The organism is Geobacillus sp. LYN3 (assembly GCF_003064505.1).
In the GTDB taxonomy this organism is placed as follows: Bacteria; Bacillota; Bacilli; order Bacillales; family Anoxybacillaceae; genus Parageobacillus_B; species Parageobacillus_B toebii.
Genome location: NZ_QCWL01000001.1, coordinates 2,425,102 through 2,438,945 on the forward strand (window position 1 = coordinate 2,425,102; position 13,844 = coordinate 2,438,945).

Here is a 13,844-nt window from a genome sequence, read left to right on the forward strand (position 1 = left end):
ACATTGGTACGTCTTGTCGTCATAGGTGAGGCGAATATTCAAATTCCCTTTTTTGCTTTTATCGCCTCTGGCGTACAACTGATTCGAGCGCAAATCTTTCCATTCTTCGTTCGTGATGTTTCCTTTCAAGCGCTTGTAAAAGTTTTGTTTTCCGCCAAAAATCACACGTGGAATCGTTCCATGGTCGAGATGGTGCTTTAGCTCCTCTTCTTTGGATTTGAGTTTTTCTAATCGTCGGTGTAATCCGGCTAAACATGTTGGAAGATCGACTTTTTTCGGTGTTTTTCGTCCATGTTGGTACTCATCGATTTTCTTTTCGGTTTTTTCAATTTTCGCCTGCACATCCTCCAAGCGCATTGGAAGCAACTCACGTTGGGAAGAAATCAGCGATTGAGCAAGCAAGACCGCATCTTCGGCAAACCGTTTGTTGAGCCGAAATTGGCGCGGAAGGTGCTGGATGATGTCTTTTGCGTTCCTTCCCTCCAGCAAACGATTAAACGCATATCGCTTCGCGGAACCAAAGACGCGCATTAACTCATCTAATGAACGAAGTTGTAATTCATCATGAGAAACGATTTTCATCCCCCGAACCGTTTTCATCCCCTTGCCTTCCCCCTTCGTTTGGATACTTAAGAACATATATTCGCCAACTTTTCTTCATTTCCTTTTTTACATACGGAAGGGGGAGGGAATTTTTTATTAAAAGACAAGGGACGATGGAAAAGATGGAGAACATCCACCTCTTTACGTTCAATAACAGGAGATATTTACATAATTTTATAGAGGTTTAACAAACTGCTTCTCCTCCATTCCCCATACATGACAATCAATTTGCCCATCTTGCAAACGCACTTGAATCGTATCTCCTAGTTGAAGCTGGCGAATGCTTTTTACAAGTTCCTTTTTTTCATTATAAACTAAGCTATAACCTCTCTCCATAATTTTGAGCGGACTAAGCGCATGCAAATGTGAAACGAGAGACGTAAAACGAAGCTGTTGATGATGAATATGGGAGCGCATCTCTTTTTCCAATGATTTAGTAAGAGATTCGTGTTTTTCTTTCATTCTTGATAACTGTTCGTTCGGGTGATGCCGCAACAATTTCAAGCGAAGCTGCTCGAGCCGTTCGCGTTTTTTATCAAAAAGCCGTTCTGTATGACGTTCGAGACGTTCTAGCAAAGAGTCTAATTGCTGTTCCTTTTGTTCATATAGTTTTTCTGGATAACGAAACGCATACGATTTTTGCAAGCGCAAAAGACGATCGGATTCTGTCGCTATTTTTTCTTTCATCGCGCGCATTAACCGCAATTTTCGTTGTGAAATCCGTTCCATCAATTCCGCAATATGCGGCACCGCCAGTTCCGCAGCACCGGTTGGGGTTGGGGCGCGCAAATCGGCAACAAAATCGGCAATCGTAAAATCCGTTTCGTGTCCAACCGCGGAAATAATCGGCACTTCGGAAGCAAAAATCGCACGGGCGACTATTTCTTCATTAAACGCCCATAACTCTTCGATCGAACCGCCTCCACGTCCGACAATAAGCACATCGATGTAGCCAAGCTCGTTTGCTTTTTCAATAGAGCGAACGATGGATTCTGCAGCTTGTTCCCCCTGAACGAGCGTCGGAAATAAAATCACTGTCGCAATTGGGTAGCGGCGGCGAATCGTCGTCATAATATCGCGAATCGCCGCGCCGGTCGGGGAAGTGACTACACCAATATAGCGTGGAAACGCAGGAATCGGCTTTTTATGCTCTGGCGAAAACAGTCCTTCTGCCTCCAGCCGCTTTTTTAGTTGTTCGTACGCCAAATATAAATTTCCGATTCCTTCTGGCTGCATTTCTTTCACATAAATTTGATAGTTTCCGCTCGGCTCGTACACCGAAATTTCGCCGCGAACGAGCACTTTCATGCCATCTTCCGGACGAAAGCTTAAATATTGATTATATCCAGCGAACATGACCGCTTGAATGCGGGCCTGTTCATCTTTTAACGTAAAATACATATGTCCGCGCGAGTGGTATTTAAAATTAGAAATTTCCCCTTTGATCCATAAGTCGCGTAAATGCGGATCTACTTCAAATTTGCGCTTAATATATTTTGTCAACGCTCCAACGGTTACATATTTTACTTCTGCCACAAGCATAACCCTCGCTTATTAGTGAACTTCCCGATGCGCACGTTCTTTTGCCGCTTCGATCGTGTTATGAAGCAACATTGTAATCGTCATCGGTCCGACCCCTTTTGGAACCGGCGTGATATAGCTTGCCACTTCCTTTACTTCATCAAAGTTGACATCGCCGCAAAGTTTTCCGTTTTCTAACCGGTTGACGCCAACATCAATGACGATGGCCCCTTGTTTCACATGTTCCGCACCAATAAGACGCGCTTTGCCTACAGCAACAATTAAAATATCTGCTTGGCGCGTAATAGACGCTAAATCTTTTGTTTTTGAATGGCAGTACGTGACAGTCGCATGTTCGCGCAAAAATAATTGTCCGACCGGTTTGCCGACGATATTGCTGCGGCCAACGACCACAACGTGTTTTCCAGCGATATCCACTCCGATGGACTTTACCATCACTAAAATGCCATGTGGCGTGCAGGGGAGAAACGCTTTTTGCCCAACCATCATTCTTCCTACATTGATCGGATGAAACCCATCTACATCTTTTTCAGGTGAAATCGTTTCAATTACTTTTAATTCGTTAATATGCTTTGGAAGCGGAAGCTGCACTAAAATGCCGTGTACAGAAGGATCTTCGTTCAATTCTTTTATTTTCTCCAATAAAAATTCTTCTGTAATGGTAGCTGGAAATGTTAACAATGTAGAACGAATTCCGACTTCCGCACACGCTTTTTGTTTCCCCTTTACATAGGAATGAGAAGCAGGATCATCGCCGACAAGAATCACTGCCAATCCTGGTTCGATTCCTTCACGTTTAAGCTGTTCTACCTCTTTGGCTAATTGCATCCGTTTTTCTTTTGCCAATTCTGCACCGCTAATGATTTGTGCTGTCATCGTTTCCATTTCCCCTCTCTATTCTTGAATATGTAACGCATCTTTCACTTTTGAAAGCACACCGTTTACAAAACGGCCTGATTTCGTGTCGCCAAATTTTTTCGCTAATTCGACCGCCTCATCTAAACTCACTTTAACCGGAACATCATCGACATATTTCATTTCATATGTCGCCATCCGCAAAATCGCCCGGTCAACGTTGGCAACACGCTCTAACGTCCATTTTTCAAGATTAGCGCGCAGCAATGCATCAATTTCTTCTTGATGCTCTGTAACACCAATGACAAGCTGACGTAAAAATGGGTCGACCTCTTTGCCACCTGTTACGTTTTGCAGCGCTTCCTCTGGAGGTATATGCCCTACATCAACTTGAAATAGCGCCTGCAACGCCTTTTCTCTCGCTTCATGCCGCTTCATCATTTTCGCCTCCTTCCCTCAAACACGAACATTTATATGATGATCATATCATATTTTTCGGATAAACGATACTATTATTCACACAAATCATTAGCTCCATTTTTTAGCGGTTCATTTTCCGATCGTTCCTATGTCAAAATGGAAGTTTTTCATTGGGCAATCATCTTTTTTCCTGCATCTTCCTCTCCATAAAAAAGGCCCGTTCATTACAATAACAAACTTTCAGCAAAAATACAAAGGGGCACCATCGCTAAGCGAATGTGCCCTGCATTCTTATTGTTCTGCTTCTTGTTCTTTTCCTCCATCAAACTGAATTCCAACAATATGAACATTCACTTCGCTCGCTTCAAGCCCTGTCATGTTAAAGAGAGCCTGGCGAACGTTTTCTTGAACTTTTTTCGCTACATTTGGAATCGAAACGCCAAATTGAATGAGACAATAAATGTCGATCGCAACACCTTCTTCTCTTAAATCCACTTTTACGCCTTTTCCATGATTTTTCTTTCCAAAGCGTTCGACAACACCGGCAGCAAAGTTCCCCCGCATTTGCGCAATTCCTTCTACTTCACTTGCAGCGATGCCGGCGATGACTTCAATGACTTCAGGCGCAATTTCCACTTTTCCTAATCCGCCTTGTTCTTGCTCCATCTCAAAAATATGTTCTGACATCGTACACACCTCCTGTTATTATGATTTCATAATATCATATAACTCCAGAAATTTCGTATTAAACTCGCCTTTTACGAATTTTTCGTGCTCGAATAATTTTATGTGAAACGGAATCGTTGTATGAATACCATCAATGATAAACTCGCTTAATGCTCGCTTCATGCGGGCGATTGCTTCCTCACGGGTAGGGGCGTGTACGATCAATTTGGCAATCATCGAATCGTAATAAGGCGGAATCGTATAGCCTGGATATGCCGCGGAGTCAACCCGTACACCTAAACCGCCTGGAGGCAAGTACATATTGATTTTTCCAGGTGATGGCATAAAGTTTTTCTCTGGATTTTCCGCATTGATCCGACATTCAATGGCCCATCCGTTAAACGTCACTTCATCTTGGGTAAGCGACAGCTTTTCTCCTGAAGCAATGCGAATTTGTTCTTTAATTAAATCTACTCCGGTAATTAACTCTGTGACCGGATGCTCCACTTGAATGCGCGTATTCATTTCCATGAAGTAAAATTTTTTCTCGTTATGGTCATAAATAAATTCTACCGTACCAGCGCCGGTATAATTGACGGCGCGCGCCGCTTGCACTGCTGCTTGTCCCATTTTTTGACGCGTTTCCTCGTCAAGCGCCGGCGATGGTGCTTCCTCAACAAGCTTTTGCAGACGGCGTTGAATCGAGCAGTCACGTTCACCAAGATGGATGATATTTCCATATGAATCAGCAAGCACTTGAATTTCAACATGACGGAAGTCTTCAATGTATTTCTCTATGTATACACCTGGATTTCCAAACGCTGTGGCTGCCTCTTGCTGTGTAATGTTAATTCCTTTAACAAGCTCTTGCTCGTTTCTTGCCACGCGAATTCCTTTTCCGCCTCCGCCTGCTGTCGCTTTAATGATGACCGGATAGCCGATTTCGTTCGCTAAAGCAATCGCTTCATCCACACTTTCAATAATTCCTTTCGAACCTGGAACGATTGGTACGCCAGCCTCCCGCATCGTTTCACGAGCAACATCTTTAATTCCCATTTTTGTAATCGCTTCCGGGCTTGGACCGATAAACGTGATATTGCATTCGCGGCATAGCTCAGCAAACGCGGCATTTTCGGCTAAAAACCCGTACCCTGGGTGAATCGCATCGCAGCCCGTCAACGTAGCCACACTCATGATATTGGTAAAGTTTAAATAACTATCTTTTGATGCTGTCGGACCAATGCAATACGCTTCATCCGCAAGCTGTACGTGAAGCGCATCGCAATCTGCTTCTGAAAAAACGGCAACCGTTTCAATTCCAAGCTCTTTGCAAGCACGAATAATTCGAACGGCGATTTCTCCGCGATTGGCAATTAATACTTTTTTAATCATCGCTCGTTCTCTCCCTTATTCCGGTTTCACAAGAAATAGAGGTTGTCCATACTCAACAAGCTGCCCGTTTTCAACAAGCACTTCAACGATCTCTCCATTTACCTCTGCTTCGATTTCGTTAAATAGCTTCATCGCTTCAATAATACAAACGACCGTATCTGTTTTTACTTTATCGCCCACTTTCACGTATGGAGGTGCGTCTGGCGATGGAGCTGCATAAAATGTGCCAACCATCGGCGAAGTGATTTTATGTAAATTTTCTGTATTTTTTACTTCTTGTTTTGGTGATTCTTGTTGTTTCACTTCTGTTGGCGAAGCAACTGGCTGTGTTGGCGCTTGCGGTTTTACTTCCTCTATTACCGGCTTTGCTGCTTGTTCCACTGCTGGTTGAACCGTCGCTTGAACCAGTGCTTCTTTGGTTGGTTTTTTCATATGTACTTTTGTTCCATCATGTTCGTAAACAAATTCTTCGATGTTTGATTGATCAATGAGACGAATCAGTTCGCGAATTTCTTGGATTTTCATTTTCTCCACACCTTTCTTTCCGTTGTTCAGATTATGAATTCGTTATTATAAAATCCATTCATAACGATTATACACATAATGATTATACAATAAAACGGTTTTTTTATCATAAAAATAAGCTGCCCTTTGTAGAGCAGCTGTTTTTCATTATCCAGCTGGTTGGAATTCGACAGTCACATTATCGACTTCCGGAATTTCACTTTTTACCATATGAATAACATCATTGGCAGATTGCGCAGAATGCTTTTTCGCTTTAATTGTCACACGCACTTGATCATCTTCAGCGCGCACCAACACATCATTATACCCACCTTTTGATTTGATTAATGTTTCTAATGTCGCCTCTTTTTCCGCTAACGCCTCTAGCTTTTCAATTTTATCCATTGCTTCGCTTTTTTGCTGTGCGGTTGCGTTTGCGGAAGCAACAATATCATTTAATTGGTCGCGCAACCGGCTTCGTTCATCCTCAATTTGCATGCGAAGAGCAGTAAATACATCATCGCTTGAAACGCTGGAAGTGACTTTCCCATCTTTTGTTTCCATTTCTTCCACCGCTACGTCTGCCTTTTCTTTATCATTTACTTGCTGCTTTGTCACATTTTCATTATTCGTAAAAGCCATATCGTCATTCATGTCTTTCGGGGCCGTTACATAATAAACGGATAACACAACGACTAAACTTAGCATCGTTAATAGCCAAACGGTTTGTCTCTTTAACATACAACCATCCTCCCCACAACGTATTATTTTTTCGGCAATACAGCAACACGATAGCTTGGAACATTTAAAACGCGCGTCACTGCCTCAACAATCCATTTTTTTATTTGTAAGTTATCAGCGCCTTTCGCCACTACTAATACCCCTCGAATTTCCGGTTTTTTCGTTGTCAGTACGATCGGCGTTTCGTTCTCCCCATCGCGAACGATAACGACTTGTTCATTAGTAGAATGGTTTTCAATTTTTCGCTTTCCACCTTCGCGATCCGTTTCCTCTGTTGTTTGTTGTTGAGTGACGCGATTTTTCTCCAATATTTTCGTTTCCGTTGTGTCAATATTGACGACGACGGTCACATCTTCAACCCCTTCGATAGCTTCCAATGCGGTTTTCAGCTGTTCTTCGTAACGTTGTTCATAAGCGGCGATGATTTTTGATTTCGTATCTTGTTTTTGTCCAAATACTGGTTCTGCTTGTTGCGGCTCTTCTACTTTTCCTTTGATTGTTGGCGTAACTTCTTCTTTAGAGAAGTGGCTCATCACCATTAATGCAATCCCTGCTAATAATAAGAGAAACACATACGAAAACGGCGTTCGCTTCTGTTCTCCAGCTTCTTTTTTGGTGGACAAAAACAATCGTTTAATGACCTCGAGCATCCCCCCATTCCCTCCCCTTTACTTGCACGGCAATTTTATTTTCATCTACTTCCCATGTTGTTGCTAAAAATGTGCGTATTTCTTTTTCAAGTTGGTGATCATTGTTTGGTTCATTGATCGGCTTTGATGTGTCAATAATAACAGGCTGAATTTCTCCCAGCTTCTCCTGTTTTGTCAGCACTACTTCAATCGTTTCAATATCTTTTGGAATTTGTAAATTCTCTTTTTCTTTTGTTTGAAGAGAGACGTCCTCCACGCTTAATCCATATTCTTTCATCAACTCCTCATCCACCTTGTTTTTCATCTGGACAGCCATTTGTTCTAAAATATATGCACGTTGTGAGGCTTGTATTTCTTTTTTCTTCATTTCAATTTCATTTTTCATCATTTCTTGTTGACTCCCCTTTTCTGATATAATCGAGGCGAACCATTGATCCGGATCGATGGACAACAATTTTAAAATCGGAGACAACATAAGCAAAAGCAAAATCAGTCCAACGACCATTTTTACATATTTTTGCATATTGCTAGATGGAAGCAGTAAATCGATCATCGTAGCAAATAAAATGAAAATAAGAATATTTGTAACCCATTCGATCACAATTTGCATTGCTTTCCCCCTCTAACGAACCATCATCGTGATGTTTCCTGCTGTAATGATAATAGTTAAACTGAGGAAAAACATAAGCGATACGATCGCAAGAGAAGCGAAAACATACGCAATGCTTTTGCTCATAATACTAAGACAAGAAATGACCGGTCCCCCTCCAAGCGGCTGCATCACCGCTGCGGAAACCTTATAAATAAACGCAATGGCAAAAATTTTAAGCGCCGGAAACGCCGCGATGATAAATAAAATGACAACACCGACGATGCCAACTGTATTTTTCAATAACATCGAAGCTGTCACTACCGTATCCGCTGCATCGGTAAACATTTTTCCAACGACCGGGATAAAATTCCCCGTCACAAATTTTGCCGTCCGCAATGCAATGCCATCGGCAATCGCTGACGTTGCTCCTTTCACAGACATGACACCAAGAAAAATCGTCAAAATCACACCAAGTATTCCAATCCCAACTTTCGTGAGCAATTCAGCAAGCTGTGTTACTTTATAATGATCGGTTAACGTACTGACAATGCTTAAAAGCGCAGCTAAAAATAAAAGAGGCAACGTTACGTATTCCACAATCGTTCCCGTCGTATTCATCAGAAAAAGAATAATAGGATGGAAAAATGCCGCGGATATTACTCCCCCTGAAGAAGCTAGCAGCGCCAACAACAGCGGAATCATCGCGATCATAAAATGACTCATCGTCTGGACAGCGTCCAATGCGTAATCCATCGCCACCCGAAAACTATTTAACGCAATAATAAGGAGCACCATATAAACAACCGCGTAGGCAACTTTGCTGACGGTCTGTTGTTCAAATGCGTTTTGCAATGATTGCAGCACCATGCTAAATACCGTTAATAAAATTAAGGTACCAAGCAGCTTTCCGTTTGCTTGTAATTCATAAAAAAGAAATTTTCCAAACGCGATCAGCCATTCTTTTAGTGATAATTGTTTTTCCCCGCTTAAAAACTCGGCAATCGACCCTTTTTGGCTTTCTGGCAAAAATCCTCCGTATTTTGTCACAATATCTTCCCAATATTGACGAATTTCACTTATATCCAGCTGTTCCATTTGCTTTTGCACAAGTTGATCATTCGGCGAAGAAGCTTGTACAACAAATGGCGATAAAAAGAAGAAAAATAAGCCGACGACCATGACTACTTTTTCTTTCAATCCATCACCTCCCATTCTCACGTTATGACGAAGGAATTAAACCGATTACCGTTTCAATAATGGCTGTCAAAATCGGAATGGCCAGCGCCAAAATAATAATTTTCCCGCCAAGTTCGATTTTGGAAGCAATTGCTCCCTGGCCAGCATCTTTCGAAATTTGGGCGGCAAATTCGGCAATGTAAGCAATACCAACAATTTTTAAAATCGTTTCAAAATAAATCATATTTATTTTTGTATCAGATGCCATTTTTTGTAACATACGCAAAATCTCGCTAATTTTATCGATGAGGAAAAGGAAAATAACACATCCTACAAATACCGTCAGTAAAAACGCCACACTTGATTTATGTTCTTTCAATAACACCACTAAAAACGTTGCAATTAAGCCAAGACCGACAATTTGCAAAATTTCAATCGCCGCTCCCCCCTAACCTTGAAACAAAAACACATCTTTAATTTTTTGAAACAAGTCGCTGACAATCGAGGCGACCATAAATAAAATGTAAATGAAACCAAGAAGCGTCACCCATTGAGCGTATTCCTTCTTCCCCATTTGATCGAGCACCGTATGCAAAAACGCCACAACAATCCCGACCCCGGCGATTTTAAAAATAATATCCACGTCAATGCCCATTTTGTTCTGCCTCCTGTTTTATCTTAAATAGGCGAGAAGACTCCCACTTCTATGAAGCAAAAGTTCAAATCAATAAAATCACTAGTAACAATCCCGCAAGAACCCCTAAACTTTTCGCCATTTTTTCATAGCGGGCCTGCCTTTCGCGCGCATCCGCCTCTTCGCGCTCCAAATGAGCGAGCGCCAGCGCAATTTGTTTTTGTTGTGTCAGGCGATCATACTGTCCAAGCGTTTCTCCGAATTGTTTCATAATTTCTAACTCCCCCTGCTTTAACGCAGTCTCCTTCCATACCGCCTGCAGGCTTTCTTCCCATGCCTGATGCACACTCGTTTCGCCGACTTGCAGCTTAGCAGCGAATTGTGCAAACAGCTTGGACAGCGGCGATGATATTTGCCTGCTAATATGTAATGCTGCCTCAGATAAAGGAGTATGAGCATACATAATTTCTGCTTCTAATGCTTGCAGGGCCGCCTTTAACTGGCGAAGCTGTCTTGGGCGTTCATGCAACATTCTTGCTGCCTCAAATCCAGCCCATGTTGTCGTCAGCAGAATAAGAAGCGCACCGACAAGTTTCATCTGCTCCTCACCGCCTGTTCATACAGCACCACCCCATTTGCATCAGTAATGCGCCTTACTGTTCCTGGCCCATATTCGTTTGTCAATTCCACAAATCGGTCAAATACACCTTGTTCAATAATCGGACGCAATGTGGGGCGTTGAAACACATCCTTCCATTTTCTACCGTGTACAGTTGTCCATATACATACCCCTGCATTTACTGCTTCTAAAATTGCTTCACTATCTTCGGCACGGCCAATTTCATCCACGATTAGTACGTCTGGACTCATCGAGCGAATCATCATCATCATTCCCTCTGCTTTTGGGCATGCATCGAGTACGTCAACACGGTTTCCGAGCTCAAATTGCGGAATTCCTTTCACACATCCCGCAATTTCAGAACGTTCATCGACAATGCCAACTTTTTGTGATGGAATGTGTTTCTCATTAATTCCCATACTTATCATTCGCGCCGCGTCACGAAGCAGTGTCGTTTTTCCTGTTTGCGGTGAACCGATAATCATCGTGTTATACCAGCGGCCATTGTACACATACGGAAGGAGAGGCTCGGCAATTCCGATTCTTTGCTTAGCAATTCGAATGTTAAAAGAAGTAACATGGCGAATCGCTTTCACGCTTCCGCCGTCTGTCACTACTTTTCCTGCTAGTCCAACACGATGGCCTCCTTGTACTGTAATAAACCCTCGCTTGAGCTCTTCTTCTATGGCATAAATCGAATATTGGCTTAGTTTATTGAGCAAATGTATGCCATCTTCGGAAGTCACTTGATATGGCAAAAAATGTGCTTTCCCTTTTACGATCACTTCTAATGGACGAAGAACTCTCACCCGAATTTCCTCGATTTGCTCATGCCATGAAGGAGGCAGTTGTTGCAATATCGCAGCAATCGTTTTTGGAAGTATATCCCATACGGCTTGCATTTTGTTCCTCCTTCCTGATGGACTAGTTCATATGTATGGGATAGAAAACGAATTTATGACTTACTTATAAATACCGATGAGAATAAGAATGACCCCTAAAGCGATAAAACCTAATTTCGAAAAAGAAAGCTCGTCTGCTAAAGAAAGCAGGCCAATCGTCATCGTGATGATAAAAATAGTCGGTCCAACCACTGCAAGGATTGCATTGACGGCCAACGCTTTTTTGACATCATTGAACAGTAGCATGACAAGAGCAGCGATCATCTCTATCGCAGCCGACAGCAACCGCATTCCTGCCATTGACAAAACAGCTGGTTCGATAAATTGCAGCCACCGTTTCATTTGTTCCTCCTAATATAAAAATGAGATGGTTAGTACAAGCGTATGCCGTAACAGGGAATTTCAGAAGAGATTTTTTTGCGACAATGAACTCTTAAGAAGAGGTATATGGACACATTTTCAAAAACAGTTTTATAATGGAAGAAGAGGGGGATGGTAAATAATCATCGAAAACGAAGGGGGGAAAATTATGTGGAAACTTTCTACATTCGGGAAAATTACCTTTTGGATTGGATGTATATTTGCAGTTCCCGGAATTTTTGGTCTGTTCCATAATTTTTTGCTAGCAAGAGATATATCGACATCGATTAATTATGTCTTCATTGGCATCATGCTCATCAGTGCATCTTTTTTATACGAAAAGAAAAACAAAAAAACCCCCTGCGCCAAGCGCAAGGGGCAAACAACGTTAGGCACGGGAAACGTATGTGCCATCTGCTGTGTTGATAATTAACGTGTCTCCTTCATTGACAAAGAACGGAACTTGAACAACAAGACCAGTTTCTAACTTCGCTGGCTTCGAACCGCCAGAAGCGGTATCGCCTTTAATGCCCGGTTCTGTTTCTACTACTTTTAATTCAACAGTATTTGGAAGTTCTACCCCAATCGTTTCACCTTGGTACATCATGATGTAAACTTCCATGTTTTCTTTTAAAAATTTCAATTCATGTTCGATTTGTTTCGCCGGAAGTTCGATTTGCTCGTATGTTTCCATATCCATAAATACGTGCTGATCGCCGTTGGCATATAAATATTGCATTTTTCGCGTATCGATTTGCGCGCGGTTTACTTTTTCACCAGCGCGGAACGTTTTTTCCTGAATCGCACCTGTACGAAGGTTGCGAAGTTTTGAACGGACAAATGCCGCACCTTTACCAGGTTTGACGTGCTGGAAGTCCATAACACGCCAAATATCGCCATCTACTTCAATCGTTAATCCTGTACGAAAATCGTTTACTGAAATCATCCGTTAAAATCCTCCCACACGATAAATTTATAAAATGATCAGTTCTTTTGGCGAATGAGTCAGCGATTCATTACCGTTTTCGGTGACAACCGTATCATCTTCAATGCGCACGCCGCCAAGTCCCGCTATGTAAATGCCCGGCTCTACGGTGACAACCATTCCAGGCTCGAGCACAACATCGGAACGAACTGATAGCGCCGGTCCTTCATGAATCTCCAATCCAATCCCGTGACCAGTCGAATGCCCAAAATACTCTCCATACCCTTTTTCTGTAATGTAATCACGAGTAAGCGCATCCGCTTCCTTTCCGGTCATTCCGGGCTTAATCCCTTCCATGCCGCGCAATTGGGCTTGGAGCACAATGTCATAAATCGTTTTCAACTCGTCGCTAATTTCGCCCACTGCGACTGTTCTTGTAATGTCGGAACAATATCCTTTGTAATAGGCGCCAAAATCAAGGGTGACGAGCTCGCCTTTTTCAATGACTTTATCAGTTGCCACTCCATGCGGCAATGCAGAGCGGTAGCCAGATGCGACAATGATATCAAATGAAGAGGAAGTCGCACCTTGTTTGCGCATAAAAAATTCCAGCTCATTCGCCACATCAATTTCTTTTACGCCTGGACGAATAAAGGAAAGAATGTGTTCAAATGCCGCATCGGCAATTTCCGCCGCTTCCTTTAATATCTTAATCTCTGATTCCGACTTAATCAAGCGCAACTTTTCAATCACATTGGAAGTCGGGACGAGTTTCGCGTTAACCTCTTTTTCATATGCTTTAAACGTTGCATAAGAAATGTCTTCTTGCTCAAAACCGAGCTTTTGAATGTTGAGGCGGGCAACTTGCTTAGCGACTTCTTCTATAATCGGTCCGGTATGTTTTATAATTTCAAAACCTTGCACTTGTTTGGACGCTTGCTCGACATAGCGGAAATCAGTAATAAATACCGCTTTATCTTGGCTAATGACAGCGACGCCTGCCGTACCCGTAAAACCGGTAATATAACGACGGTTATATGGATTGGTTACAAGTATTCCGTCAATGCCATGTTCGGCAAACGATGCACGTAATTTTGCTAATTTTTCCATATTCACTCTCCTCTTCCTATATGTCTAATAACGCTAAAATGGCTATCCGCTACCCTGCTAATCCAAAGGCAAAATTAAAACAGTCAACTACCCAACGGCTAAAGCCGTGGGCTTGCAACTAGCCTAATTGGCTGCCGCGTTCGGCTGGTTGAC

Annotated in this window: 17 protein-coding genes and 1 pseudogene; all 18 read right to left on the reverse strand. The window is 42.4% G+C overall.

Translation table 11 applies throughout. The annotated features are described in order from the left end of the window. A pseudogene (locus tag DCC82_RS12695) lies at positions 1-600 on the reverse strand (IS200/IS605 family accessory protein TnpB-related protein); the annotation flags it as partial. Positions 601-777: 177 nt separating this feature from the next. After that, positions 778-2,145 carry an exodeoxyribonuclease VII large subunit gene (gene xseA / locus DCC82_RS12700; RefSeq protein ID WP_187252128.1) on the reverse strand — a complete coding sequence of 456 codons (1,368 nt, stop codon included), beginning with the start codon at positions 2,143-2,145 and terminating at the stop codon, positions 778-780. A 12-nt stretch (positions 2,146-2,157) separates the two neighbouring features. Continuing rightward, positions 2,158-3,021, reverse strand: a complete 864-nt coding sequence (gene folD, locus DCC82_RS12705) for a bifunctional methylenetetrahydrofolate dehydrogenase/methenyltetrahydrofolate cyclohydrolase FolD (RefSeq protein WP_062753215.1) — start codon at positions 3,019-3,021, stop codon at positions 2,158-2,160. An 18-nt stretch (positions 3,022-3,039) separates the two neighbouring features. Then, the gene (gene nusB / locus DCC82_RS12710) at positions 3,040-3,438 is read right to left on the reverse strand and encodes a transcription antitermination factor NusB (protein WP_041269708.1); all 399 of its coding nucleotides are present in this window, start codon (positions 3,436-3,438) and stop codon (positions 3,040-3,042) included. Between the two features lie 273 nt (positions 3,439-3,711). After that, positions 3,712-4,107, reverse strand: coding sequence for an Asp23/Gls24 family envelope stress response protein (locus DCC82_RS12715; RefSeq protein ID WP_015864447.1), 396 nt, complete (start codon positions 4,105-4,107; stop codon positions 3,712-3,714). An 18-nt stretch (positions 4,108-4,125) separates the two neighbouring features. After that, entirely contained in the window at positions 4,126-5,478 is a 1,353-nt protein-coding gene (accC, locus tag DCC82_RS12720) for an acetyl-CoA carboxylase biotin carboxylase subunit (RefSeq protein WP_097354722.1), read from the reverse strand. Positions 5,479-5,493: 15 nt separating this feature from the next. Next, entirely contained in the window at positions 5,494-6,003 is a 510-nt protein-coding gene (gene accB, locus DCC82_RS12725; RefSeq protein WP_015864449.1) for an acetyl-CoA carboxylase biotin carboxyl carrier protein, read from the reverse strand. Between the two features lie 147 nt (positions 6,004-6,150). After that, positions 6,151-6,723 carry a SpoIIIAH-like family protein gene (locus tag DCC82_RS12730; RefSeq protein ID WP_015864450.1) on the reverse strand — a complete coding sequence of 191 codons (573 nt, stop codon included), beginning with the start codon at positions 6,721-6,723 and terminating at the stop codon, positions 6,151-6,153. A 23-nt stretch (positions 6,724-6,746) separates the two neighbouring features. Further along, positions 6,747-7,373 carry a stage III sporulation protein AG gene (spoIIIAG, locus tag DCC82_RS12735; protein WP_015864451.1) on the reverse strand — a complete coding sequence of 209 codons (627 nt, stop codon included), beginning with the start codon at positions 7,371-7,373 and terminating at the stop codon, positions 6,747-6,749. Further along, positions 7,357-7,983 (reverse strand): stage III sporulation protein AF, encoded by a 627-nt coding sequence (gene spoIIIAF / locus DCC82_RS12740; RefSeq protein ID WP_097354723.1) that lies wholly within the window; start codon positions 7,981-7,983, stop codon positions 7,357-7,359. Before spoIIIAF ends, spoIIIAG begins: the two co-directional genes overlap by 17 nt. 12 nt (positions 7,984-7,995) lie before the next feature. Then, positions 7,996-9,144 (reverse strand): stage III sporulation protein AE, encoded by a 1,149-nt coding sequence (gene spoIIIAE / locus DCC82_RS12745; RefSeq protein ID WP_187252130.1) that lies wholly within the window; start codon positions 9,142-9,144, stop codon positions 7,996-7,998. A gap of 40 nt (positions 9,145-9,184) precedes the next feature. After that, a complete protein-coding gene (gene spoIIIAD / locus DCC82_RS12750; protein WP_062678715.1) occupies positions 9,185-9,568 on the reverse strand; it encodes a stage III sporulation protein AD in 384 nt (127 codons plus the stop codon). Positions 9,569-9,589: 21 nt separating this feature from the next. Then, positions 9,590-9,796: a stage III sporulation protein AC gene (gene spoIIIAC, locus DCC82_RS12755; protein WP_015864455.1), complete on the reverse strand. Its 207-nt coding sequence runs from the start codon at positions 9,794-9,796 to the stop codon at positions 9,590-9,592. Between the two features lie 64 nt (positions 9,797-9,860). Then, the gene (gene spoIIIAB, locus DCC82_RS12760) at positions 9,861-10,373 is read right to left on the reverse strand and encodes a stage III sporulation protein SpoIIIAB (RefSeq protein WP_015864456.1); all 513 of its coding nucleotides are present in this window, start codon (positions 10,371-10,373) and stop codon (positions 9,861-9,863) included. Continuing rightward, positions 10,370-11,296, reverse strand: coding sequence for a stage III sporulation protein AA (gene spoIIIAA, locus DCC82_RS12765; RefSeq protein ID WP_015864457.1), 927 nt, complete (start codon positions 11,294-11,296; stop codon positions 10,370-10,372). The genes spoIIIAB and spoIIIAA overlap by 4 nt, the downstream gene beginning before the upstream one ends. 60 nt (positions 11,297-11,356) lie before the next feature. Beyond that, positions 11,357-11,638 (reverse strand): YqhV family protein, encoded by a 282-nt coding sequence (locus tag DCC82_RS12770; RefSeq protein WP_015864458.1) that lies wholly within the window; start codon positions 11,636-11,638, stop codon positions 11,357-11,359. 406 nt (positions 11,639-12,044) lie between these two features. Beyond that, complete coding sequence (efp, locus tag DCC82_RS12780; protein ID WP_015864459.1) at positions 12,045-12,602, reverse strand: elongation factor P; 558 nt, start codon at positions 12,600-12,602, stop codon at positions 12,045-12,047. A 27-nt stretch (positions 12,603-12,629) separates the two neighbouring features. Beyond that, positions 12,630-13,691: a M24 family metallopeptidase gene (locus DCC82_RS12785; protein WP_097354724.1), complete on the reverse strand. Its 1,062-nt coding sequence runs from the start codon at positions 13,689-13,691 to the stop codon at positions 12,630-12,632. Positions 13,692-13,844 lie beyond the last annotated feature (153 nt).

What these genes read in the sequence shown, in the direction of transcription:
- spoIIIAB (WP_015864456.1), bottom strand. Translation starts at nt 10,373, where the DNA reads ATGAAACTTGTCGGTGCGCTTCTTATTCTGCTGACGACAACATGGGCT.
- nusB (WP_041269708.1), bottom strand. Translation starts at nt 3,438, where the DNA reads ATGAAGCGGCATGAAGCGAGAGAAAAGGCGTTGCAGGCGCTATTTCAA.
- spoIIIAE (WP_187252130.1), bottom strand. Translation starts at nt 9,144, where the DNA reads ATGGTCGTCGGCTTATTTTTCTTCTTTTTATCGCCATTTGTTGTACAA.
- spoIIIAF (WP_097354723.1), bottom strand. Translation starts at nt 7,983, where the DNA reads ATGCAAATTGTGATCGAATGGGTTACAAATATTCTTATTTTCATTTTA.
- folD (WP_062753215.1), bottom strand. Translation starts at nt 3,021, where the DNA reads ATGACAGCACAAATCATTAGCGGTGCAGAATTGGCAAAAGAAAAACGG.
- xseA (WP_187252128.1), bottom strand. Translation starts at nt 2,145, where the DNA reads ATGCTTGTGGCAGAAGTAAAATATGTAACCGTTGGAGCGTTGACAAAA.
- spoIIIAA (WP_015864457.1), bottom strand. Translation starts at nt 11,296, where the DNA reads ATGCAAGCCGTATGGGATATACTTCCAAAAACGATTGCTGCGATATTG.
- spoIIIAG (WP_015864451.1), bottom strand. Translation starts at nt 7,373, where the DNA reads ATGCTCGAGGTCATTAAACGATTGTTTTTGTCCACCAAAAAAGAAGCT.
- DCC82_RS12730 (WP_015864450.1), bottom strand. Translation starts at nt 6,723, where the DNA reads ATGTTAAAGAGACAAACCGTTTGGCTATTAACGATGCTAAGTTTAGTC.
- DCC82_RS12770 (WP_015864458.1), bottom strand. Translation starts at nt 11,638, where the DNA reads ATGAAACGGTGGCTGCAATTTATCGAACCAGCTGTTTTGTCAATGGCA.
- accC (WP_097354722.1), bottom strand. Translation starts at nt 5,478, where the DNA reads ATGATTAAAAAAGTATTAATTGCCAATCGCGGAGAAATCGCCGTTCGA.
- spoIIIAC (WP_015864455.1), bottom strand. Translation starts at nt 9,796, where the DNA reads ATGGGCATTGACGTGGATATTATTTTTAAAATCGCCGGGGTCGGGATT.
- accB (WP_015864449.1), bottom strand. Translation starts at nt 6,003, where the DNA reads ATGAAAATCCAAGAAATTCGCGAACTGATTCGTCTCATTGATCAATCA.
- DCC82_RS12715 (WP_015864447.1), bottom strand. Translation starts at nt 4,107, where the DNA reads ATGTCAGAACATATTTTTGAGATGGAGCAAGAACAAGGCGGATTAGGA.
- DCC82_RS12785 (WP_097354724.1), bottom strand. Translation starts at nt 13,691, where the DNA reads ATGGAAAAATTAGCAAAATTACGTGCATCGTTTGCCGAACATGGCATT.
- efp (WP_015864459.1), bottom strand. Translation starts at nt 12,602, where the DNA reads ATGATTTCAGTAAACGATTTTCGTACAGGATTAACGATTGAAGTAGAT.